General features: G+C 42.3%; 22 protein-coding genes and 1 pseudogene. 9 read left to right on the plus strand and 14 right to left on the minus strand.

The annotated features are described in order from the left end of the window. Positions 1-76: 76 nt before the first annotated feature. The 3 genes from V7K30_RS14370 to V7K30_RS14380 all read right to left on the minus strand — a co-directional run bounded on the left by V7K30_RS14370 (position 77) and on the right by V7K30_RS14380 (position 2,611). Complete coding sequence (locus V7K30_RS14370) at positions 77-1,207, minus strand: HAL/PAL/TAL family ammonia-lyase (RefSeq protein ID WP_335000206.1); 1,131 nt, start codon at positions 1,205-1,207, stop codon at positions 77-79. Positions 1,208-1,262: 55 nt separating this feature from the next. After that, complete coding sequence (gene aroF / locus V7K30_RS14375; protein WP_335000208.1) at positions 1,263-2,372, minus strand: 3-deoxy-7-phosphoheptulonate synthase; 1,110 nt, start codon at positions 2,370-2,372, stop codon at positions 1,263-1,265. A 101-nt stretch (positions 2,373-2,473) separates the two neighbouring features. Beyond that, positions 2,474-2,611: a hypothetical protein gene (locus V7K30_RS14380; protein WP_335000210.1), complete on the minus strand. Its 138-nt coding sequence runs from the start codon at positions 2,609-2,611 to the stop codon at positions 2,474-2,476. A gap of 100 nt (positions 2,612-2,711) precedes the next feature. Here V7K30_RS14380 and V7K30_RS14385 point away from each other — a divergent pair, with 100 nt between their 5' ends. Continuing rightward, a complete protein-coding gene (locus V7K30_RS14385; protein ID WP_335000212.1) occupies positions 2,712-2,855 on the plus strand; it encodes a hypothetical protein in 144 nt (47 codons plus the stop codon). Between the two features lie 407 nt (positions 2,856-3,262). Here V7K30_RS14385 and V7K30_RS14390 read toward each other — a convergent pair whose 3' ends face one another. Further along, positions 3,263-4,171 carry a polysaccharide deacetylase family protein gene (locus V7K30_RS14390; protein ID WP_335000214.1) on the minus strand — a complete coding sequence of 303 codons (909 nt, stop codon included), beginning with the start codon at positions 4,169-4,171 and terminating at the stop codon, positions 3,263-3,265. A gap of 548 nt (positions 4,172-4,719) precedes the next feature. Here V7K30_RS14390 and V7K30_RS14395 point away from each other — a divergent pair. Beyond that, complete coding sequence (locus tag V7K30_RS14395) at positions 4,720-5,778, plus strand: serine hydrolase (RefSeq protein ID WP_335000216.1); 1,059 nt, start codon at positions 4,720-4,722, stop codon at positions 5,776-5,778. Positions 5,779-5,882: 104 nt separating this feature from the next. Here V7K30_RS14395 and V7K30_RS14400 read toward each other — a convergent pair whose 3' ends face one another. After that, a complete protein-coding gene (locus tag V7K30_RS14400; RefSeq protein ID WP_335000259.1) occupies positions 5,883-7,028 on the minus strand; it encodes a SpoIID/LytB domain-containing protein in 1,146 nt (381 codons plus the stop codon). 378 nt (positions 7,029-7,406) lie between these two features. Between V7K30_RS14400 and V7K30_RS14405 the strand changes: the two genes are divergently transcribed. Further along, positions 7,407-7,607, plus strand: coding sequence for a hypothetical protein (locus V7K30_RS14405; RefSeq protein WP_335000217.1), 201 nt, complete (start codon positions 7,407-7,409; stop codon positions 7,605-7,607). 528 nt (positions 7,608-8,135) lie between these two features. Here V7K30_RS14405 and V7K30_RS14410 read toward each other — a convergent pair. Continuing rightward, positions 8,136-9,269, minus strand: a complete 1,134-nt coding sequence (locus tag V7K30_RS14410; RefSeq protein WP_335000219.1) for a heavy metal-binding domain-containing protein — start codon at positions 9,267-9,269, stop codon at positions 8,136-8,138. Between the two features lie 294 nt (positions 9,270-9,563). On the opposite strand from V7K30_RS14410, the gene V7K30_RS14415 reads away from it, so the two are divergent. From V7K30_RS14415 to V7K30_RS34245, 3 genes and pseudogenes are all read left to right on the plus strand, one after another. Continuing rightward, a complete protein-coding gene (locus tag V7K30_RS14415) occupies positions 9,564-9,914 on the plus strand; it encodes a phospholipid-binding protein (protein WP_335000221.1) in 351 nt (116 codons plus the stop codon). A 50-nt stretch (positions 9,915-9,964) separates the two neighbouring features. Next, on the plus strand, positions 9,965-10,414 hold the full coding sequence (locus V7K30_RS14420) for a sunset domain-containing protein (RefSeq protein ID WP_335000223.1): 450 nt from the start codon (positions 9,965-9,967) through the stop codon (positions 10,412-10,414). A 210-nt stretch (positions 10,415-10,624) separates the two neighbouring features. After that, positions 10,625-10,750: pseudogene (locus V7K30_RS34245) on the plus strand (AAA family ATPase); the annotation flags it as partial. Between the two features lie 217 nt (positions 10,751-10,967). Here the strand turns inward: V7K30_RS34245 and V7K30_RS14430 are convergent. The 4 genes from V7K30_RS14430 to V7K30_RS14445 form a co-directional block, all read right to left on the minus strand. Next, positions 10,968-11,744, minus strand: coding sequence for an ABC transporter ATP-binding protein (locus tag V7K30_RS14430; protein WP_335000227.1), 777 nt, complete (start codon positions 11,742-11,744; stop codon positions 10,968-10,970). A 193-nt stretch (positions 11,745-11,937) separates the two neighbouring features. Continuing rightward, positions 11,938-12,147 (minus strand): hypothetical protein, encoded by a 210-nt coding sequence (locus V7K30_RS14435; protein WP_335000229.1) that lies wholly within the window; start codon positions 12,145-12,147, stop codon positions 11,938-11,940. A gap of 1,029 nt (positions 12,148-13,176) precedes the next feature. Next, on the minus strand, positions 13,177-13,731 hold the full coding sequence (locus V7K30_RS14440) for a pentapeptide repeat-containing protein (protein WP_335000231.1): 555 nt from the start codon (positions 13,729-13,731) through the stop codon (positions 13,177-13,179). 454 nt (positions 13,732-14,185) lie between these two features. After that, entirely contained in the window at positions 14,186-15,028 is an 843-nt protein-coding gene (locus V7K30_RS14445; RefSeq protein WP_335000233.1) for a methyltransferase domain-containing protein, read from the minus strand. Positions 15,029-15,267: 239 nt separating this feature from the next. Between V7K30_RS14445 and V7K30_RS14450 the strand changes: the two genes are divergently transcribed. Further along, the gene (locus V7K30_RS14450) at positions 15,268-15,459 is read left to right on the plus strand and encodes a hypothetical protein (protein WP_335000267.1); all 192 of its coding nucleotides are present in this window, start codon (positions 15,268-15,270) and stop codon (positions 15,457-15,459) included. A 232-nt stretch (positions 15,460-15,691) separates the two neighbouring features. Here the strand turns inward: V7K30_RS14450 and V7K30_RS14455 are convergent, their stop codons facing one another. Next, entirely contained in the window at positions 15,692-16,813 is a 1,122-nt protein-coding gene (locus V7K30_RS14455; protein WP_335000235.1) for a tetratricopeptide repeat protein, read from the minus strand. Between the two features lie 120 nt (positions 16,814-16,933). Then, positions 16,934-18,133 carry a tRNA preQ1(34) S-adenosylmethionine ribosyltransferase-isomerase QueA gene (queA, locus tag V7K30_RS14460; protein WP_335000237.1) on the minus strand — a complete coding sequence of 400 codons (1,200 nt, stop codon included), beginning with the start codon at positions 18,131-18,133 and terminating at the stop codon, positions 16,934-16,936. A 511-nt stretch (positions 18,134-18,644) separates the two neighbouring features. Here queA and V7K30_RS14465 point away from each other — a divergent pair. Further along, on the plus strand, positions 18,645-19,034 hold the full coding sequence (locus V7K30_RS14465) for a hypothetical protein (RefSeq protein ID WP_069068139.1): 390 nt from the start codon (positions 18,645-18,647) through the stop codon (positions 19,032-19,034). Positions 19,035-19,104: 70 nt separating this feature from the next. Here V7K30_RS14465 and V7K30_RS14470 read toward each other — a convergent pair whose 3' ends face one another. Together V7K30_RS14470 and V7K30_RS14475 are read right to left on the minus strand one after the other, a co-directional pair. Next, positions 19,105-19,608 carry a YraN family protein gene (locus V7K30_RS14470; protein ID WP_335000239.1) on the minus strand — a complete coding sequence of 168 codons (504 nt, stop codon included), beginning with the start codon at positions 19,606-19,608 and terminating at the stop codon, positions 19,105-19,107. A gap of 86 nt (positions 19,609-19,694) precedes the next feature. Continuing rightward, on the minus strand, positions 19,695-20,204 hold the full coding sequence (locus V7K30_RS14475; RefSeq protein ID WP_335000241.1) for a hypothetical protein: 510 nt from the start codon (positions 20,202-20,204) through the stop codon (positions 19,695-19,697). A gap of 87 nt (positions 20,205-20,291) precedes the next feature. On the opposite strand from V7K30_RS14475, the gene V7K30_RS14480 reads away from it, so the two are divergent. Then, positions 20,292-20,801 (plus strand): pentapeptide repeat-containing protein, encoded by a 510-nt coding sequence (locus V7K30_RS14480; protein ID WP_335000244.1) that lies wholly within the window; start codon positions 20,292-20,294, stop codon positions 20,799-20,801. The last annotated feature ends 183 nt before the right edge of the window (positions 20,802-20,984 follow it).

Here is a 20,984-nt window from a genome sequence, read left to right on the forward strand (position 1 = left end):
TTTCACCTACAAGGTCATTCAGTTGTCTGGCTAATGGAACCAGCTAACCGTCCCTGAGCATTACTACTCATTTAGGTTAAACGAATCGCACCATTCCTACACCAATGTACTGCCCTAAGAAATTGCCGCCATGATAACTTGCTTGGTTTTCCACATCGATGAGCGGGTTGTCAGTTACAGAGTTAATTTCTACCTCAATTTGTTTTTGAATTTGCTCAAGACCATCGACAATTGGCCCCATATATTGAGGTAAACAACGCAGTGAATAACGGTCTTGAATCGGATGTTCGCCGCGATAGTTGTGAGAACCATTTAACTCTTCTCGAGCTAACCGTGAACCTACCAACAGGTTAAGCATTTGGTTAGCAGCCCATTTTTGTCCTGAATGTGGTTTGAGCTTATGGATAAATGGGTGAAATGATTGATTAGTCCCATTTAAACCTTGAATAGCTAAGGCGTGGGCGGCCATTGCCAATGCTAAGAGATTTTTGGTGTCGTAGACGCAATTGGCGGCGATACCGGTCATGACTGAGGTGCCATTCATCATTGCCAACCCTTCTTTAGGAAGTAGTTGCAATCGCTCTAAACCCAGCTTTTCTAGTGCTGTTAGTGCATTCATTTCTTCACCGTTAAAATCAACGGTGTAACTGGAATTTAAACCAATCAATGCCCCAGTGATATATGCTAAAGGTGTTAAATCACCACTGGCACCAATTGAACCAAATTCGCAGACATGAGGTGTAACACCAGCGTTGAGAAATATCAGCATCCGCTTGATGATTTCTAAACGAATCCCCGATGCACCAGTAATGTGGGAGTTTGCACGGAGAAGCATTGCAGCACGAACATCAGCCAGAGGCATTTTTTTTCCTGCACCCACTTTGTGATACCACATCAAATTATTTTGTAGTAAAGCCGCAGATTCAGGAGAAATTACCACATTTGCCATACCACCAAAACCAGTTGTCACCCCATAAATAGGTTCACCAAATTCAACTGCATGATGAATAAAATCGCAGGATGCTTGGACATTAGCCAATTTTTCTAGATCATCAGTTAAACGTACCTGTGTCCCATTACGCGCTACACTAATTACTTCTTCAACAGTGAGATTGCGATCGCCTACAACCACAGCATCATCAAAATTGTGTACAAAAGGAAATGCAGTTTTAACAGCAGTGTTTTTACTTAAGCGAAGTGTATCCATGTTTTTGAGATATTTTGACTAAAGTTTTCCGCTTTGACTGACGAGTTAACAATTATCAAAGAGCCCCAATCTTCCAACTTGGTAAGGCTGTTTGGGGCTGAGTTTCCCTATCCTTTGTGTATTTCTGTTTTTGCCAGCGACCGAAGAATGTAGCTAAGGGAGTCATTTCTCTCATAAATTGCTCAAAACCAGCAAAATTGAGCGATTGAGGCCCATCTGAAAGACCTTTTTGGGGATTAGGGTGAACTTCTACCATCAGCGAATCACAACCAGCTGCGATCGCCGCCAGCGCCATTGGTGTCACCAATTCGGATTTACCAGTACCGTGACTGGGATCGATAGCAATTGGGAAGTGAGTCAGATTACGCAAAACAGGAATTGCAGATATATCTAAAGTATTACGTGTATACTCCCTGTCAAAAGTCCTAATGCCCCGTTCACACAGAATCACATTGGGATTTCCTGCTGCCAAAATATACTCTGCTGACATCAGCCAATCCTCAATAGTGGCTGACAAACCACGTTTGAGTAACACAGGTTTATTTGTTGCACCGACTTTTTTCAAAAGGGAAAAGTTTTGCATATTGCGGGCGCCAATTTGCAGGATGTCTGCGATTGATGCAACCATTTCTAATTCGGCCCCATCCATCACCTCAGTAATAACACCCAACCCAGAAACCGATTTAGCTGTTGCTAACCAGTCCAAGGCACTTTCTCCATGTCCCTGGAAAGCATAGGGTGAAGTTCGTGGTTTGTAAGCACCTCCTCTGAGAAACTTTGCACCTGCGGCTTTGACTTGCAGCGCAGTTTCCACAATCATCTCTTCGCTTTCCACAGAACAGGGGCCTGCAATTACGACTACAGGATAGTTTTGACCAAAGGTGATAGTTTCAGAGGGTGTAGACACCTTTACGTCGCTGGGTTCACCATAACGAAACTCTAAACTAGCCCGTTTGAATGGCTTCTTTACTCGCAGCACTTGCTCAATAAAAGGGCTTAAATTTTGCACTTGCTGCACGTCGATTTCCGTCGGATCGCCAATCAAACCAATTGCTACTTTGTGTTTACCTACAGAGAGTTCTGGGACAATCTTCCAGCGCGAAAGTTCTGTGAATAATAATTCAATTTCTTGTCGAGGACAACCGGATTTCATGATGATAATCATCGTTTTACCATCCTCCTAAAATATGCAATTAACTTGTAAAAACCTGGAGTTGTGTAATTACTTAGCTTAAGAAGCAAGCAAATAATTAGCGGTCAGTAGTTTTACTGTTGCCAATGAATTACACAATATCCGACATATTCATGCAACACATCCACCTTTTCTGCTTGTTTGCGTGCAGTTTTGATACTTGGAGAATGCACGAATGCGATCGGCTCATTGCAGAAAACTGCATAACTCACACGGCACTCATCACTCCAATAGCCCCCACATCAGCACGGCTTTCAGCAACTTGGGAGAATCGATTTTTGCTGCGATGGACTATGCCCCACCTTCAGAGCGATGCCTACGGCGGTAAACTACGCTTACTTCCTCTATCCCCAAATTTCCTCTGAATCAGCAACCATATCTTGTGACCCGGCAAGGTATCTGCTCAAAGTCGCGGATGCCGTCTGTGATGCAGTAGTACTTGGGATCGGCAAATAGCCAGTAGGTCATGAAATCTTACTTAGAATATTTAAATTCCAGAAATTCGACATAAGATATTTCTTGTAACCAAGCTTTCAAATTGCATTTGTAAAGCGTTTGCTAACCATATAAGGTACATCATAGCCCCCTCCTCGCTTGCGGGGAGGGGGTGGGGGGTGGGGTTCTTGTACCTGACTCAACCGAGAACCGCTATAAAGCTTGAGCAATTACTGGGTCATTGAGTAATACACCAGTTTCAATATTGCGCTCATGAATTTAGAAGTTAGCAAATCTGACATTTATAATAATTAAAATGTGATGTGAGTCAATAGTTAAAACCGCTAGCCACCTGATGAAAGCTCTAATTTTACTTTAATTACTGCCAGTGAGACAAGCAATTACCCAATTTAACGAAAGAGCCAGGATTACTTTTTATTTACAATCAACTTTTGGTTTTTATCTTCCATTTCTAAGAGTTCAGGGATGGTGACAAAGCGATAGCCTTGGTTGCGAAAGTTGGCAATAATTTGTGGTAAAGCTTGTACAGTCTTAGAACGATTACCACCACCATCATGCATCAACACAATTCCACCAGGTTTTGCCTCTCTGAATACATTACCGATTAATTTGGGTACAGCAGGACGAGAATAGTCTACAGAGTCAGATGACCACAAAATAATAGCGTATTTGCTATTTCTAGCGTAATCAACCACCCCATTATGCATAATTCCTCCAGGTGGTCGAAATAAATTTGTTTTTAAGCCTGTAGTTTTAAAAATGATATCAGAAGTGTGGTCAATTTCATAAGCGGCGGCTTGTGGATTCAAGAATTGATACCAATGATGCCAAGTGTGATTGCCAATCACATGACCTTCAGCAATTTCCTGCTTGAGTAAGTTGGGATAATTTTTCACATTCTCCCCAACCACAAAAAATGTCCCTTTGATCTGATTTTTTTTCAGGATATCTAATACTTCTGCTGTACTTTCAGGCCAAGGGCCATCATCAAAGGTGAGAGCAATTACTTTCTGAGATGGAGAGAGTTTTGCCGCCTCAATTATCGCACCTTGAAAACTTGACGGTATAGAGTCAGAAAAACCCTTTACTTGTGCTTCTCCCTGCCAACTTTTCAGCATCACTGTCTTTAATTCCTCAACTCGCTGTTGAGTTCCTACATCTGCCGCTATATTATTTACATTTAAAGTCTGTTTTGATTGAGCTTGAAAAAGATTTATTTTGCTCAAGATTATTAAACTCAGACTAAAACTACTACATAAGATAAGCAGCCCAACTAATTTTCCTGAAGTCCAAAGACTCGGCTTATTATTGATCATGTCAAGTTCCCTTAATAGTTAAACAATCAGTCACCGTGCTGATCGGAAGTTAGACTTTTTATCTGCTTACCTTCAGAGAAAGTATAGCTATCTATTTATCTATTGCCAAGAGTGCGATTGCGTACTGCCCGATTTAGTTGATTAAAATTTATTATGTTGAGGACTCTGATGAAAAACCCTGTCTTATTCAATTCACTATTCGTGTCAGCTTATCTTGTTCATATTCAGAAAACCTGTTCTATAAAGTACAGGTTTGGCTGGGCTTCAATGCAATGATGTAAATAAAACACACTTTCGTCATAATCTTGTAATATTTTCATCAATGAAGTATGTAATAATATTTTAATTATCAATTTAGATCAGCTATAAATTATTAATCTCCCAAATAAACAACATAGCAATTCTATTTAAGTTCCAAAGAGAGTGCGTACTGATATTGACATTGCAAACAAATCTAACTATGCTTTTAGCAGATTATAATTGCTCTGCATAAATTCTTCCAAAAAAACTGTCGAAGAAGTAAATAAATTTCTCTTAAAAATAAATCAATGAAATTACGCTGGTTTTTACTAACTATTATTAGTACTTTATTACTAGCATCGCCCAGTTTTGCAGCTAGAATCAAATCTAAAAAAGTTGATTATACTCGGAATCATTTAGAGTCAACAACGGATTGGAAGTATTTGTCGGCTGACCTTCCGGGTGAAGGAACTATACAAAAAAAATTGATTCCTAAACTCAATCAACCAGAGATTTTCAATAATGCAAATGATCCTTCTTTATTTGGTGGAATTATCCCATTAGGCAAAGAAATACCAGAGTTAAAGTCTCAAGTGAGAGCATTAATGGCTCATTACAGTTTTCTCAAACCTGGGATGTTTTTTTTAGATATAGAAACAGGAAACTATTTGAATATTGATGGCGAAAAGGTATTTCCCGCAGCTAGTACCATTAAATATCCGATTTTAATTGCTTTATTTGAACAAGTAGATGCTGGGAGAGTCAAACTTGATGAAAAGCTAGTGATGCGGCGTGACTTAGTAGCTAGTGGTTCGGGTGACTTGCAGTATAAACCAGCAGGAATCAAGCTGAGTGTAATGGAAACTGTTAACAAAATGATTACGATCAGTGATAATACTGCTAGTAACATGATTATCGACCGTCTAGGCGGGAAAGCAAAACTCAATCAGCGTTTCCGCACTTGGGGACTAAAAAACACAGTAATTCGCAATATGTTAGGAGACTTTAAAGGCACTAATACCACTAGTCCGGCAGATTTAGTAAGGTTGTCAGCCTTGGTTGACCAACATAAATTGATTTCAGAGGGTAGCCATTTCCAAGCTTTAGATATCTTGCGTCATTGTCATAATAATAAGTTGCTGGCGGCTGGTGTGGGTAAAGGTGGAAGTATTGCTCATAAAACTGGAGATATTGGATTTTTGGTTGGGGATGCAGGAATTATTACTTTGCCAAATGGTAAACATTACTTGGCAGGGATTTTTGTGATCAGACCCCATGACGATGAACGAGGAAGGGAGTTTGTACGTCAAGTTTCTCACCTAGTTTATCAGTATCTAGATCAACCAAAATTATCCCAGAAGTATTGATTTAAAAAAATTTGGGGGTTTAATTCCTCTGCCTAAGAATGGCAGCACGTTTTGTGTTGGGGTTAAATCCCCGTTACAAAACGTAATTGCGAATTGGTTTAATATTACTTTGCTTTGATTGTGCTTAAAGCTACGCCTTGATAATAATGCCCTAAAATTTGCAGGTAGTTTACTCCTCTTTTGGCTAAATTGTATGCGCCCCATTGACTCATGCCTAAAGCATGACCGTAGCCAAGTCCTTGAAGTACAAAACTACCATCTGCTGCTTTGGTAAGGATGAAGTGGGTACTTTTAATCTTGAGGGCTGTACGCACTTCTTCGCCTTGCAGTACAATGGTTGCTTTGTCACCAACGATTTTTAAGACTTTAACACTACCAAAAGGTGAGTAGGTTTGTGCAATCATATCTTTAACATTACCTACACCAGAAATTCTGGCGCTAATTTCTGTAGGAGAGAAAGTTTTCACCCATTTGCACTCGCTAACATTTTGATCGTAATCTTCAACAGCACGCAGGTAAGGCTCGTGGCTTCCCCAAACATCTTCGACATTTTCAGTATGTCCTCCAGAACAATCATGAAAAACTGAGAGAATAATACTGTCTTTATAAGTTAGTACCTGTTTATCAGTAGCATCGACGGCGGCATAAGTACTAGGAGTTTCATTGATTACTCCTTTATAATTTTGCCAGTGATCTGGACTATCACCTAAATCGTAAACAGGATTATTGCGCTGTTTTTCTCGCTCATAGAGAGCAAAAGTCCGGGCAGCAACTGCTTGCGCTTTCAAAGCTTCAACAGGCCACTCAGTATCCATTTCGCCACCAACAACACTATAGAGATATTCTTCGTCATCAACCCAGTTAACAGCCGTTAATCCTTTGTTTGTTGAAACAACGAGAGTTCTGCCTCGATACCAGCGTTCACCAATGTAAACGAATCCCTTACCTGTCGGTTCAATCCAAAATAAACCAGACTGCCATTTATCTAAAGCCACGCCGCCTGGAACTGCTTGAGCATAAAATGAACTCATTGCTGGTAATTTTCCGAGAGTATGACCAGTACTATCTTTAACCAACGCAGTCGTAGAACTACCAACTGTTACCTGATTAACTCCCCTCTCAATTGCTATCCGTAAGATTACAGATGCTTTGCTTGGGGTAGCTAAAGTCATCCACAATAAGGCACTTATCCACCAATGACCTACTTTCATCTGTGCGAACAAAGTGTTTAGTAAGAATTGGCATTTCATGTCTAGCATTTCATTCATAGTGTTCCATTCCCATATAATGTTATCGCTAATACCGCGCTGTGCGTATAGTGTCGGATGTTTGGGAGATTAACTTTCAGCTTTTCAAGTGGTTGGCGCTTTTAAACTACTCAAACTGTAACGTTGAAAAAAGCTCCAAATTGCCCTACTGGCATTAAAACTAAGCTGAATATTTACCTGATTTAATTTAGGAGCAGTTGAAGCGCCACCAGGCCAGAAATGCCCACCGTTGACTACAGCGAACTGCAAGACTTCTGAGCCGTTTCTACAACCTGAGTAACGAAAAGCTCTGACTGCCAAGTGATTACGAGATTTAGTTCGAGTTAACTGTTGAAATTGAGATGATGAAGTGCATTGGTCATGCCTACGGCAAAAATTTGCGGTTTCTGGGATAGAAACAAGTGCCTCTTTTTGAGTAATGCGATCGCCATGATAATGTACACTGAAATCGTTCGTACCATTAATCATCATCATGGACATTTAAATCGTCGTGAACGACAACAACTCAACCGCCGAGAAAATGCCATTTCCCGTTCTATTCGCCACGATGAACATAACTAAAGATTTAAGTAAGTCGGTGCTAATATTTCAAGCTATATTAAGAAATTTAAATGTAGGGGAGCCAGTGCGTTGCGGAGGTTCCCGACGCTCGTTGCGCTAAAGCGTCTCCCCTTGGGAGAAGACTCGCTCTAAGCGATCGCGAGTAGCGTCTCTAAGAGTTGCCATGCCGTTGGCGCAGCCTCTCTAAGAGTTGGCTTTACGCTGCGCTATCCGTTGTAGCAACTGGCGTTGCGTTGTCGCCAAGCGTCGCACCATCAACGATTCAAGGTGCGTTAGCCTACGGCGTAACACACCCGACAACAAGAATATATTTCTTCATATACATTGAATTTTTCTTGCCGACTTACTTATTTCACAGAAAATAGTAAATAACAGGCTCAATCTATTATTCTTAAGTCAATCATCTAAAAGCAAGACATAAATATTGAATTAAGCAATTTGACGCTCTTGATTTGGGAGTTGATTTGGAATAATACTCGTCCTGAATATAAATTTGGACGAGTTTTATTTTCCTGCCAAAACTGATGTTTATGAGGGTTGATTTAATTTGGTCATGAGAGTACCTTCAGCGGTGTTTACAAAGGTGTCTCGATCTGGAATAATTGCTTGGGGTATTAAAGTAGTAGAGTGAGTGGTAATTCCTGGGAGCTTTTTGACAGCAGTGCCGATCGCCATAAACTCGATAATCCCACTACCTAACTGATAAACATAAGTTTTAATCCCAACAACTAGGTCAGCGCCACTATTACGAGCATCAGTGGCGATGTGGGTGATGGCTTGTTCCCGTGCTTCGTAAATTAATGTAGTCAATTCATTAATTTCACCACGCACAAAGGATTTGAATGCGGATGTGATTCCTCCGACAAAACCAAGAGAATATACGGAAACACCCAAAACCAACTTTAAAGGCATATAACCCAGGTTGATCAGGTTCCACATTTCCTGATTAGTTAAATCGCTGGTAATAGGACTTTGACTAAAGGCTACTGTAAGGGCGGGATGGTAAGAAGCAGTACCAATCATCACCATCTCTTGCATCCCGGCAAAGGGAACAATTGATGTCTGAATTCCAACCACAGCATTAGCACCTGCATTTAAGGCTTCAGACTGAATTCGCTTTAAGGCTAAGTGACGGGTTTGGTTGAATATTTCGGAAAATTCTTTAATTTCTCCGCGTTTTAAACTTTTGAGGGAGCCGAGTATTCCACCGCCTAATCCAATGGAGTAGGCAACATTGCCAAAGACAAACTTTTTCGGTGCAAATCCGGCATCGATTTGGCAGTAGAGTTCCTGTCCGTCGGCGGAGGTAGAAAATTCTAATTTTTCGGATTTTTCGTCACCTTGGTGTACACAGGAGCCAATGGAGAGGAATTCTACATTGCCGACTTGTTGAACTAAATCATTGTTAACGCCTGTGATACCAATTCCGCCATGCTTTTGTGCTTCAGCCAACATCCGGGCATAAGCTTTTTGCCTTCCTTCATGAATGATGCTGGTGACTTCGGTGACTTCTCCGCCGACAATGGTTTTCAGTCCTGATGCAATTCCCCCAATTAGCCCCAGTGAAAAGACACTGTTCCCTATGACTAAATCTCCCGGATACATACCTTGTTGTCGAATACAAAAGATTTCATTGCCAGAGAGTCCGCTGATTGCAACCATGCCTTTGACTCCAGTAATTTAGATGAGTGTATAATAACTCAGTTCAAAATGGGGAGTTAGTAATTAGTTATAACTGAATGGCAGGCTTGTAAAGCTCTAAAAGCCCTGGTAAAAATCCAGGGCTTTTTAAATTTAAAACTCACTTTTCAGTCAGCAAATGCAATCCTCTAAGTACTCGTATCAATTGTGACTACTGGAGAACAGAAGCAATGTCAGAGTTTATTGAGCTAGAGAGCGAAGATGAGTGCAATAATTAATTGTATTTAAATATGTACTCACTGAAAGATTACAGTTATGAGTTGGTTACAAAGACTATTTGGACAGGAAAAACCTGAAGATGCTCAAGTTAATCCAGATCCGACTTTAATTGCTTCAGATTCCACTGCTGGAGAAAGCATTTCTTTGGAACGAGTGGGACTGAATGGGGAATATGACCAAAGTGGGTTAGCAAAAAGAGTGGCCTTAGCTTTTGACGAAGATTCCCGCTTCGATGAGATTGATTCTGTCTATGTTGCTCAATTGGGAAGTACTGTAGTTTTAAAGGGAGAAGTACCAACACAAGAGATATTGGCACAATTGGTGGAGATTGCAACAGGGGTGAGTGGCGCACAGGATGTGGTGAGTGATGAAGTCGGTGTGGGATAAAATTTGTGGAATTCAGTATTGCGAAATGTTTAGCAAAAAATCAAAAGGCAATGAACAATCAACTCAAATCTCGTCAATTGAGCATGGGACTGATGTTATTCACGGTGTTGATGTTAGGCAGTTGTGGAAAGAAACCGGAGGAATCTGCTAGTACCACCCCTACTCCTCAAACTCCAACGGCTATTTCTCAGGCTAATCCTGGGTCTATTAAACAGGCTAGTCCTAGTCCTACCCCTGTAAATACAACAACTCCTAGCTCTAACAAGTCAATCTCTGGTGCTAATAAAACTGCGGTTTTAGCAGCAGCACAAAAGCTAGGGGTGAAACCGCAAAGTGAAACTAACTGCCCAAGTGATGCACTAGTAAAAGGCAAGATTACAAATAAGAGAGGTAACATTTATCACATCTCTAAATCCCTTGATTACGAAAAAATCAAGCCAGATATTTGTTTTAAAGACCCAGCAACAGCACAACAAGCAGGTTTCCGTGCGCCCAAGTGATAAAGCACTGCTTGAACTCCCAATTACTTAGAATTATCGCCTGATAAGCTAATAATCATTCAAATTGCATCCCCGCGTCTCCCCTTCCCCGCGTAAGAGCGTCTTTCTGAGGCTAAAGATTATGCAACTTAAATGCGGATTAGCTTATCAAGTAATGGTTTTGTGGTTGGGAGAATGCTGCTATGCATTGATAACTAAATACCGAATCGTCAAAACACTGCGACCATACTCAACTTACCACTGCTGCAACTTGATATTGCATCAATGCTGGGTTCTCTGGTTGGCGAGTCTGAAGGCAATGTCCGCCGCGCACTTCTTACAGCCGAACCGATCGCAGCCAACACAGCAAAATTTTCAGGCACAAAACTCGAAACCCTCAAATCTACGATCCGCTCCGCGAACACCCGAAACTGAATTTTTTTCAACCATCAACAAAGTTTTATGACTTGATTCTACTTGCTCCCGTGTTTTATAAGCGATCGCTGAACCTAAAATACCTCTCGCTGATTGTTGGGAGGTTTTTTGATTATGAAAAATTGAGGAGACTATGATTTTAAACAGCAGAAATAGCACAAACCTGTAATCCGACAGGCGTGTGAATGATCACTGATTCTACGCCGAAAACTTGGGCGATCGCATTTGGTGTCAGAACTTGTTCAGGTGTACCAACTTCCCAAATACGACCTTGTTTTAATAATGCAATACGGGAACTATACCGCGCTGCTAAATTCAGTTCGTGTAAAACTGTGACAATAGTTAATTCCTGCTGCTGATTTAGTTCTTTAAGGAGTTCTAATAGTTGTAATTGATAGTTTATATCTAAAAAAGTTGTAGGTTCATCTAATAGTAAAACTTTTGGTTCTTGTGCTAGTGCTAGAGCTAAAAAAGCGCGTTGTCTTTCACCGCCTGAGAGTTGTTCGACTAAGCGATCGCTCAATTTTTCTAATTGCGTCTTTTTAATTGCAGCTTCCACTTTCACCCAATCTTGGGCGTTTAATTCCCATTGCCACCAAGGTTGATGTGGCGTGCGTCCTAAACTTACTAATTGTCGCACTGTTAAGCCAAGGGGAACTGTTTGTTGTTGCGGTAATAATGCCAGTTTCTGTGCAACTAGATTTGGGGGTTGAGAGTGAATTGCTTTGCCATCAAGTAGCACTGTTCCTTGCTGTGGGGAGAGAATACGACTCAGCAATTTGAGTAAAGTAGATTTACCTGAGCCATTAGCACCAACTAAACTCAACCATTCTCCTGTTTGCAGAGTGAGGTTAATGTCTTGAACAATTGGTACTAACGTGTAACCGCCTGTGAGATTTTGTAGTTCGAGTGGCATTTCAGAAATTCAAAAATCAAAAAGGAGAAACTTAATTTTACAGGATTTGAGTGGATTATTTAGCTTCCTTATACCCGGTTAAATTCAATTAGACCATTGATTTAGCTCGACTTTATCCATTTACCCGAATTGCGATCGCTCACCCTCTTGCGCGCAAAAATCCAATATCCGATTCATCCAGCACCATCCACACCTAATGTACCGAAAATATTAGAGATATGATTTCCGGTGACGCGAGTGAGGTATGGGGTTTTCCCCGAAGTTCAAATCGGCCACCGAACTTCTGTTCGCTCTGGCGTTGGCGCAGCCTCTCAGCCGCTTCGACTTCTCTGCAAGTAGAGCAAGTGGCGTGAGATGCTTTAGCTAGCGCATAGGGAGCCAGTCCGTTGCGAACATTTCCCAAAGTTGAATAGGACTTACGCAGAAGAGATCCCCCAACCCTCTTAAAAAGTTGGCTCTTTCAGATCCCCCCTTTTTAAGGGGGGTTAGGGGGGATCAAAGTTTTAGGTTTTCAGTGCGTAATATCATGTCCGCTTGATTGCTTATTAAACTCAGGAGTTCCCCAAAGAGCCAAAGCTATGCTTTGTCTCCCCTCCCGAAGAGCGGGGAGGGGATTAAGGGGAGCCAGTGCGGTCTTCTCCCTACAGCCCTTCTCCTAAAGGAGACGCTCTTGCGAACGGGCATCCTACGGCGGGCGCTAGCCTCTCCCAATGTGAGAAGGGGAGACGCTAAAAGCGATAGCGAAGCGGTAGCGAGTCCGCGTTCGCGCAGCGTCTCGTAGAGAGCGTCTGGGGTCTCCCCAAGTGGAGCATCTGGCGTGTGGGGTGCAATGACTATGGGAATCACAACGAATTACCCGGACATGATATAAGTCCTATTGAAGCAAGTGGCCCCCCATAAACTACTGGCGTGGCTTGGGAGGATCTTCTGGGGCTAAATATCACTAACACCCAGCGTATTGGACTATGACTTAGTACAGTTTTGCGTAAAAGCGTAGCGTTTTTAATGCAGGGGGATGCATTGGCATTGCAGGGGGACGCATTAACATTGCATTAAGATGCATTGGCATTGTATCGGGATGCATTGGCATTGCAGAAGGACGCACTAACATTGCATTGAGATGCATTGGCATTGTAATACCAATTCTATGTGAAGCTGCACAAAATTAACTTTGATCAGACAAGGGGCTTGAGCAACTGGTTCTATGCAACCTCACAGATAATCGGTATAAGGTATTGCCAAATTTAATTCGCTACGAATTAATGAAATGCTGTACTTAGCCTATAAATACAAGTCTTCCCATGTATCAACACCATCAGTTACTTTAGTGATTCGATAACCGGGTTTCTTAAGATTGGAGCAATGAAATCTTGATCTGACAACGGCAATAAACCTGCTTAATGAGCCTCTTTTTTAAGACTGAATCGGTGTTCTAAGAGGTTAAGTTACCAGCCCAAGTTACCCATTTATGAGATAACCCTATATGTAAAACTCCCTCTGTTTTCTCCTGTTCAGTGATGATTGCTCCTGTTAAATCTGCGCCGCTGAGTTCTGCCTCATTGATGTTACTACCAATCAAATTTGCCTTCCTGAGATTGGCATCTCTCAAATCTGCTCCACTCATTTCCGCTTCGCTGAGGTTTGCACCAAGCAGGTTTGCCAATGATAAATTGGCACTCCGCAAATCTGCTCGACTCAGGTTAGTTTCTTTTAGGTTGACCCTCATCAGGTCTGCACCAATCAAGTTTACCTCACTCAAGTTGGCTCTACTCAAATTAGCTCCACTCAACTCTGCATCAGTCAGATTTGCCCGACTTAGGTTACATCCACTCAAGTTGGTTTGACTGAGATTAGCACCACTCAAGTCGGCTTCAGCCAAATTAGCACCACTCAAGTCAGTTTTAGTTAGATTTGCCTGATGCAGATTTGCCCCATTGAAATTTCGTTCTCCTGCTGCATATAGATTCAGAAGTCTCTTAGCGTCCATATTGTCACCTCGCAATGTCTGTAGGTAAAGATGTCTAGTTGTGAGTTAACACTACCCAAACCACACCAAAGACAATTTATTGAGTTACCAGCAACGGGGATCTTATCTAAAACTTGTAGTCTCATCTGGACGCTAACAGACTTTTGCTAGAGGTTTTGACATTTGGAACATTTACTTAATGGAAATAAATCAAACGTTACATATTGTCTTTTATCCAAGCGTTTGAAGACTGAGTGCTTCGCTTTTGAGTAGCATTTGAGTAGCAGATCAGAAGTCTGGACAATCTGCCTCTACAACCTGGGGATGACACGCCCTAGAACGGTTTCTACTCTGTCCCCAACCCATCGGGCAACTTTATCCGGAGATCCCCTTTCACTAATTGCCCAGGTAGCAAAGGTGTGACGTGTGGCATAGGCTTTAAGGTAGTAGGGGCAGCAGCTGCTTACTAATTCCCCTACTTATTGCCGCACAATAAGCCAAACCGAATTAACCCACGCTGATAACCGCGACGCATTAATCCCAGTGATAATGCCCCTTGGATGGTAGTCCAACCAGCATTTAGTAAGCCCCAAAACGCTTGGGGAGTGAATGCGGAATCAATCACCACATTCCAAAAGGGGGCGACAGCGGTTGACCAATCAGCAGTGCGAATATTATGTAATGGTAGTTGATGCGCGATCGCTTCGTACTCTGGCAAAGAAATCACATAGGGCAAACAATACACCCGATAAATATCCTGCAAGTGTTTTTGTTCATCCGCAGTTAGTGGGGACTCATCAGTTGGTCGATGACACCAAGTCACCATAATTAACTTGCCACCAGGCTTCAATACTCTGTAGCACTCCTGGAGAAACTTCTTCTTATCTGGCATATGTTCACCACTTTCCAGCGACCAAACCAAGTCAAAAGAATTGTCAGCAAAAGGCATCGCTTGAGCATTGGCTACCTGGAATTGTGTTCTCAGGCTCAAATTAGCCTCCAGGGCGCGTTCCGTTGCTCTCGCAGCTTGCACAGGACTCAGTGTAATTCCTGTAGCCTTAGCGTTAAACTTTTGCACGAGGTATAAAGAACTGCCGCCAATGCCACAACCCACATCTAGGATATTTTCTGCTGCTTGTACCCCTGCCCAATTGAGCAGTTCTTCAATTAAATCAATTTGAGCCTGACGGCGGTCTTTTTTCTGGGTACCGTCCGCGCCATAGTAGCCGTGGTGCATGTGTTCGCCCCAAATCTGTTCCCACAGACCAGAGGAAGCATCGTAAAATTGCTGAATTTGCTCGTAAAGTGTTGCACTCATGAAAAAACCAGTGTTAAGACAAAGCCGAATTCAAAAAAAGCATACAGATAGGCTACCATGTGTGTTTTTAATTAAAATAGGGTTTTTTGGTTTGCAGGGATAATAAACTCCGGTTTCTCTTCTGTGGAAAAATTTACTAATTCTACCTTAACAAGCTGCCTTTGCTATCACTTGCATACCGGATGTTTCCGGGATGCCTAGCATGATTGAGTTTTGGAATTTTAAATTTGAAATTAATTATGACTGTTGCTCGCATAATTTGTTTGGGATTTCTGGCTGTCATCGCTGTAAATACTATCCTGTTGATGATGGCTTTTTCGACTAGCAATGGCAGTTATTGGCTACAACAAAGATATCAATCGTTTGCGGATTTAAAAAAGTTAGGAGTTTGGAGACGCGATGAATCGCGTCTGTACAAGAGTTTGGAGTAGAGACGCGATGAATCGCGTCTGTACAAGAGTTTGGAATTATTAATTTATCAAGAAAAAGAAAAGCGCCAGTCGTCAGATTTTATGCTGAATTCTGACGAATGGCGGATGAATAGAGGATTTAATACCCCCGCTTTTACAGGCGCTCTACATTCAGGTAGTGGTGTAAAACTATACTTAAACGATTTTGACTCCTGAATTCTGACTTCTTCTTTTATTCCTAACTCTGAGTTTTTTATTGTCCAGGATTGGTTAAAGTAGACTGTGGTTCAACTGAGACAGGCACATCGCCAGGGTTAGCGGGCGTTTTTGTAGAAGTTTCTGGCTGATTTGGCGTCTGTGGCTGAGGTGTTTGTATTACATTACTTGTAGAATCTGAACTCTGAGAAGGAGTAGCTGTTTGACTGGCTTGAGGTTGCTGTTGCCCAGCCTTGTGGGCAATTTGCTGCATTAGCTGTTCAATTTTCTCAGCTTGCTCAATGTTCCCCTGCTCACGATACTCGTTATGAGCACGTTTCAAAACTCCACTGGCTTTCTTAATCTCGCCCTGATTATATAAAGTTACTCCCAAGTTATAGTAAGCTGAGGCATTTTTAGGATTTAAGCGAATAGCTTGTCGATAAACAGAAATAGCCTCAGAAGCTTGACCATGAATTGCTAGCAAATTTGCCATGTTGTTGTAGGCTGTGGCGTTTTTAGGATCTAGCTGCAAGGCTTGGCGATAAGTGGCGATCGCAGGCTCTATTTGACCTTGTTGTTGCAAGGCGATCGCTAAGTTAAAATAAGCATTGGCATTGCTGCTATCTAGATTAATTGCTTTTTGGTATGCTGCGATCGCTTCCTGTAGCTGTCCTTGTTCATACAGCACCAAACCCAGATTATACAGTGCTGCTACCCTTGTGGGATCTATCACAAGGCTCTGGCGATAAGCCGTAATCGCTGCTTCTTTTTCTCCTTGTCGGTGCAACACTAACCCTAAGTTGTAATAAGCTTCACTAAAATTGGGATTAACTTTAATCGCCTCTGTATATTCTTGTAAAGCTATATCCAGGTGATTTTGCTGCATAAATATATTACCCAGATAATTCCGTGCTGCCCCAAGATTAGGATCTCGCTGCAACGCTTGGCGAAAGGCATATTCTGCACCCTGTAAGTCTTTGCGGTTATAGCGCGTGACTCCCTGCTGGAAAAAACTCGCTGCTTCAAGATCCTGAGAAATTGCAGTTTCTGCCAGCAGCTTGCTGACTGGGAAATTAGTAATTGTCGGTGCAGCCAAGACTAAAAACGCAGAACAGCCACAGAGTGTCACCTGGCAAAATAAATGTAACCACTGAGAAAATAGGGATTTTTCAGACATGAATTGCAGACCTATACTTATTTTTAGCTCCTCATAAATCAGAGTACCCACCGCGAAAGAAAAAATTCCAACTTTGAACTCCTAACTCCTGTACAGACGCGATTAATCGCGTCTCTACTCCTAACTCCTAACTCCCACAGCTGACGGCAAAATTAGCATGGCATCGCCGAATGAATAAAAACGATATCCAAAAGCGATCGCTTCGTTGTATATATTCAATAACCGTTGTCTGCCAATTAGCGCACTTACCAACATCAGTAAACTGGAACGCGGTAGATGAAAATTGGTAATTAAACCATCCACCACCCGCCATTGGTAGCCGGGATAAATAAACAAGTCTGTTTTACCGCAAAATGGTTGTAAATTCCCAGATTGAGCCGCCCCTTCTAAAGCCCGTACTGCCGTTGTTCCCACAGCAATAATCCGACCGCCAGCTGCTTTAGTGGCGCGGATTTCCTCTACTGTGGCCGCAGGGACTTCAATCCATTCTTCATGCATATGATGGGTAGTTACGTCCTCCACTTCCACAGGGCGAAATGTGCCTACACCAACGTGCAGCGTTACAAAAGCTTGATTGATTTTGCGATCGCGCAACTTTTGTAATAATTCTGGGGTAAAGTGTAGTCCTGCCGTCGGAGCTGCGATCGCTCCTGGCTGTTGGGCATAAACTGTCTGATACTGCTCATCAGCAGCTGACGAGGCAGTGATGTATGGTGGTAGCGGTACTTCACCAAATACCTCTAACAGTTGTAGCAAAGACTTTCCCTCTGGGACATCAAATTGCAACAAACGCCCCCCGGTTGCTGGGTCTGTTTTTAGAACCGTAGCTGTGAGTTGGGGACTAGGTACTAGGTACTGGGCACTAGGGAGTGGGGAAGAATCTTCACAATCGCCAATCCCTAATCCCTCATGCCTAATCCCCAATTGCCTTGCTTCAAAAATAATCTTCGCTCCTTGTTTGAAGCTTTTTCCTGGCTTAACTAAAGCTAACCAACAGTTATACTGCCGTTCTTCCAACAGCAACACCTGGATTTTAGCACCAGTGGATTTATGACCATAAAGCCGCGCTGGAATAACTTTTGTATTGTTCATAACTAACAAATCACCAGAGCGCAGCAGTGCAGGCAAATCATGGAAAATGTGTTGCAGGGGTGCTGTTTCAGTACCTGTAGTCGGAGAATTAACTACTAGTAACCGCGAGCTATCTCTAGGAACTGCTGGGTTTTGAGCAATGAGTTCTGGAGGTAGTTCGTAGTCATATCCCGCTACCGAACAATCTAATTCAAAGTTTTTTTGTTGTGGGCTAGAGGTATCTTTCAAATTGCTTGTACTAGTTTTTGCTTTATTTAGTATTTATACTGCTGTGAACTACTCTACCAACATCCTACACGGTAAGCGTTTCGGTCGCTGAAGGTGGGGCTAACAATTTCAATAGACCGGGACTTAGATACAGAAAATTTTCTTCCAATCTTTGGATTTATTGTTGGGCATCACTAGCCCAAAAATGGGAGGAGGAAACACAATTTTTGGAAAAAATTTGAGCATTATTACTTATTGACAAATGATTTACGCTCTTAACTTGTTACCTATGGGTTGACTCTGCAAAAAAAAGCTGGTTTGAGGTTTCCCTTATAAAGGAACTTTAAGGCATCTTCGCTCAGTTTTCTTTCTAGGCTATAAGATTGATACTATTAAGTAACACGGAAAAATTAACATAAAAATTGGGTAAACCTCCCCATCTAAAAACGGGGGCTTCTACCCTACCGAGAACAGGCACGGATTGACGAAGATAGATATGTAGGATTGGCTTTGATCCCAAGCACCAATAAACATGGAATACTTGTACTATCTGGCAAATGCCAGTCTAACCCTGAGGGTCGTTCAACACCTGCACGCTAGACCCCAGACACCAGTTTCTTTCGTCACCGTAATTCATCAAATTGATGGCTGGGTGGTTAGGATCAAACTCAGAGGTCAAGTCTCGCCTCAAGAAGATGGCGACTTTCGGGCTTTTCTAAATGAATTAGGAATTAGCTACGAACCGCCAATGAGGGTGCAAATGGCACTTTGGAGTTTGGAAGCGGGACAGTGCCCTGTGGACGTGATGCGTCGCTATCAGGTAGCGATCGTCTCTCATGGTAGTCCAGAGAGAGACGAAATAGAGGCGTTCCGGCAACAGTTTGTCCGAGGCTTAGGCTATTGTCCAGAAACTTTGGCGTGATCCTATTTGGTTGTAACGCCACTACAAAATTATTGGTCATTGGTAATGAAGATATTTTATCCATTACCGATTAACCATTATCAATTGAAGAGTCGAAAGCTGCCAGAATGTATTCTTGCAGCTTAAACTTGTATCCGGCTGCTGATGAAGTAGCTAGAGCTGCCTGGGTTGCTGTAACCCCAGTCAGATTTTTTGATATCCTTTGACAGAAGACAATAGCAACATCGAATCGGCAAGAATAATCTGCCTTCTCAGGGTACTGGGCTAAAAACATTCCAGCTGTCCGCCAGATTTTTGCTTGCTTTTGTGGGGTGATTGCGCTTCTTCCCCCTTCATCCCAACTCCCTGAACTGCGGGTTTTTACTTCAACAAATGCTAGTAATGAGTGCTGAGTATTAAGTACTGAGTGTTGACTCTGCTGCTTTGCTTCCCCAGATTTTTCATCATATTGGGCAATAATATCGATTTCTCCCCAACGGCTAGAAAAGCGACGATGAAGAATTATCCAACCTGTAGATTGCAACCATTGGGCTACTAGGTCTTCTCCTAATTCACCAATATCTGGATAATGCATATAAACTTTAGTATTCTCAGTTATTTAATTCAACAGGAAAATAAGAGTTTCTAGCAGTTACCCAAAATCATACTCCCATAATCTGCTTATTCTTCCCTTCCTGGCGTGGCATTCCCAACAGTCAAAATAAAGTGATCATAATTGGGGTAAATATCCATAAAAGAGTGATGCTCGACATATATGCCACCACCGCATTCCAGAAAGGTGATGAACGGCTCATAAGGGTCAGGAAGACCATTCGCCGGGACTGCATCCAATTCACGTAGACGACACCAAAATAAGTAATTACCTACCCCTTGTACAAGATAGGTTCTACCACGCTGGTATGGTTTGCTGTTGTATAACTCATCCAGCCATTGCATTAGGGGAGACGGGAGTTCAATGTCAGGGCGAATCTGGACAGCAAGATTTTCAAAAATATGCTTCTGTCCGCTCTGTAAAAACTTTGCCCATTGTCTTACCCGCGACAGAAATTCTAACATCAGTTCTATAAGTCTTTCGTCTTTCTCCCCCATTCCCAGAGTATCCCACTGGATAGCTTGAAGTCGTGCGAAGGCAACGTTCAAATCGTCGTATGAACTTGAATTAGTATTCATAAAAATATTTTTAAAGGATTTTTGCGCTAACATCTCTGACTCAAGGATAATGAAATGGAGGAGCATTCGCCATTGGCTAAAAATAGGATGAATTCTAAGTTAAGCGCCCGGATTTGGGCAAGCATACTCAGCTTGTTCCTTTGGGGAATAGTTGCCATCACCGCAACAGTCGGTTTTGCTTCCACAGCTTTGGCACTCGAATATAATAAAGAAATTTTGGTTGAGGCTGATTTCTCCGGACGTGATTTAACAGACTCCAGCTTTACCAAAGCTAATCTTCGCCAGAGCAACTTCAGTCATGCTAATTTGAACGGTGTCAGTTTTTTTGCAGCAAATTTGGAGTCTGCGAATTTGGAAAGTTCTGATTTAAGAAATGCCACTTTAGACTCGGCTCGTTTAGTTAGAGCAAATTTGACAAATGCACTGTTAGAGGGTGCCTTTGCCGCTAATGCCAGATTTGATGGTGCAATCATTGACGGGGCAGATTTTACCGATACGCTGCTGCGTTCCGATGAGCAAAAAAAATTGTGCAAACTTGCCAAAGGAACTAATCCCATTACAGGACGAGATACGCGTGACACGTTGTTTTGTCCTTAGTATTTCCTCGCTGGGCATTGGGCATCTGACAATTAAGGTTATGTGGAAAAGCCCAGGAAAAAGCTAACCCCCTTCCCGACGCGGAAAGGGGGAAAATTAAAGTCTCTCTCATAGGAATACATGGGATGCGGGAAACTCAGACACTTCTCCCTTGGCGCTAGCCTCTCCCAAAGGGCTACGGTG

Source organism: Nostoc sp. (genome assembly GCF_036917655.1).
GTDB lineage: Bacteria > Cyanobacteriota > Cyanobacteriia > Cyanobacteriales > Nostocaceae > Nostoc.

What these genes read in the sequence shown, in the direction of transcription:
- V7K30_RS14370 (WP_335000206.1), bottom strand. Translation starts at nt 1,207, where the DNA reads ATGGATACACTTCGCTTAAGTAAAAACACTGCTGTTAAAACTGCATTT.
- aroF (WP_335000208.1), bottom strand. Translation starts at nt 2,372, where the DNA reads ATGATTATCATCATGAAATCCGGTTGTCCTCGACAAGAAATTGAATTA.
- V7K30_RS14385 (WP_335000212.1), top strand. Translation starts at nt 2,712, where the DNA reads ATGCCTACGGCGGTAAACTACGCTTACTTCCTCTATCCCCAAATTTCC.
- V7K30_RS14390 (WP_335000214.1), bottom strand. Translation starts at nt 4,171, where the DNA reads ATGATCAATAATAAGCCGAGTCTTTGGACTTCAGGAAAATTAGTTGGG.
- V7K30_RS14395 (WP_335000216.1), top strand. Translation starts at nt 4,720, where the DNA reads ATGAAATTACGCTGGTTTTTACTAACTATTATTAGTACTTTATTACTA.
- V7K30_RS14400 (WP_335000259.1), bottom strand. Translation starts at nt 7,028, where the DNA reads ATGAAATGCCAATTCTTACTAAACACTTTGTTCGCACAGATGAAAGTA.
- V7K30_RS14405 (WP_335000217.1), top strand. Translation starts at nt 7,407, where the DNA reads ATGCCTACGGCAAAAATTTGCGGTTTCTGGGATAGAAACAAGTGCCTC.
- V7K30_RS14410 (WP_335000219.1), bottom strand. Translation starts at nt 9,269, where the DNA reads ATGGTTGCAATCAGCGGACTCTCTGGCAATGAAATCTTTTGTATTCGA.
- V7K30_RS14415 (WP_335000221.1), top strand. Translation starts at nt 9,564, where the DNA reads ATGAGTTGGTTACAAAGACTATTTGGACAGGAAAAACCTGAAGATGCT.
- V7K30_RS14420 (WP_335000223.1), top strand. Translation starts at nt 9,965, where the DNA reads ATGAACAATCAACTCAAATCTCGTCAATTGAGCATGGGACTGATGTTA.
- V7K30_RS14430 (WP_335000227.1), bottom strand. Translation starts at nt 11,744, where the DNA reads ATGCCACTCGAACTACAAAATCTCACAGGCGGTTACACGTTAGTACCA.
- V7K30_RS14440 (WP_335000231.1), bottom strand. Translation starts at nt 13,731, where the DNA reads ATGGACGCTAAGAGACTTCTGAATCTATATGCAGCAGGAGAACGAAAT.
- V7K30_RS14445 (WP_335000233.1), bottom strand. Translation starts at nt 15,028, where the DNA reads ATGAGTGCAACACTTTACGAGCAAATTCAGCAATTTTACGATGCTTCC.
- V7K30_RS14450 (WP_335000267.1), top strand. Translation starts at nt 15,268, where the DNA reads ATGACTGTTGCTCGCATAATTTGTTTGGGATTTCTGGCTGTCATCGCT.
- V7K30_RS14455 (WP_335000235.1), bottom strand. Translation starts at nt 16,813, where the DNA reads ATGTCTGAAAAATCCCTATTTTCTCAGTGGTTACATTTATTTTGCCAG.
- V7K30_RS14465 (WP_069068139.1), top strand. Translation starts at nt 18,645, where the DNA reads ATGGAATACTTGTACTATCTGGCAAATGCCAGTCTAACCCTGAGGGTC.
- V7K30_RS14470 (WP_335000239.1), bottom strand. Translation starts at nt 19,608, where the DNA reads ATGCATTATCCAGATATTGGTGAATTAGGAGAAGACCTAGTAGCCCAA.
- V7K30_RS14475 (WP_335000241.1), bottom strand. Translation starts at nt 20,204, where the DNA reads ATGAATACTAATTCAAGTTCATACGACGATTTGAACGTTGCCTTCGCA.
- V7K30_RS14480 (WP_335000244.1), top strand. Translation starts at nt 20,292, where the DNA reads ATGAATTCTAAGTTAAGCGCCCGGATTTGGGCAAGCATACTCAGCTTG.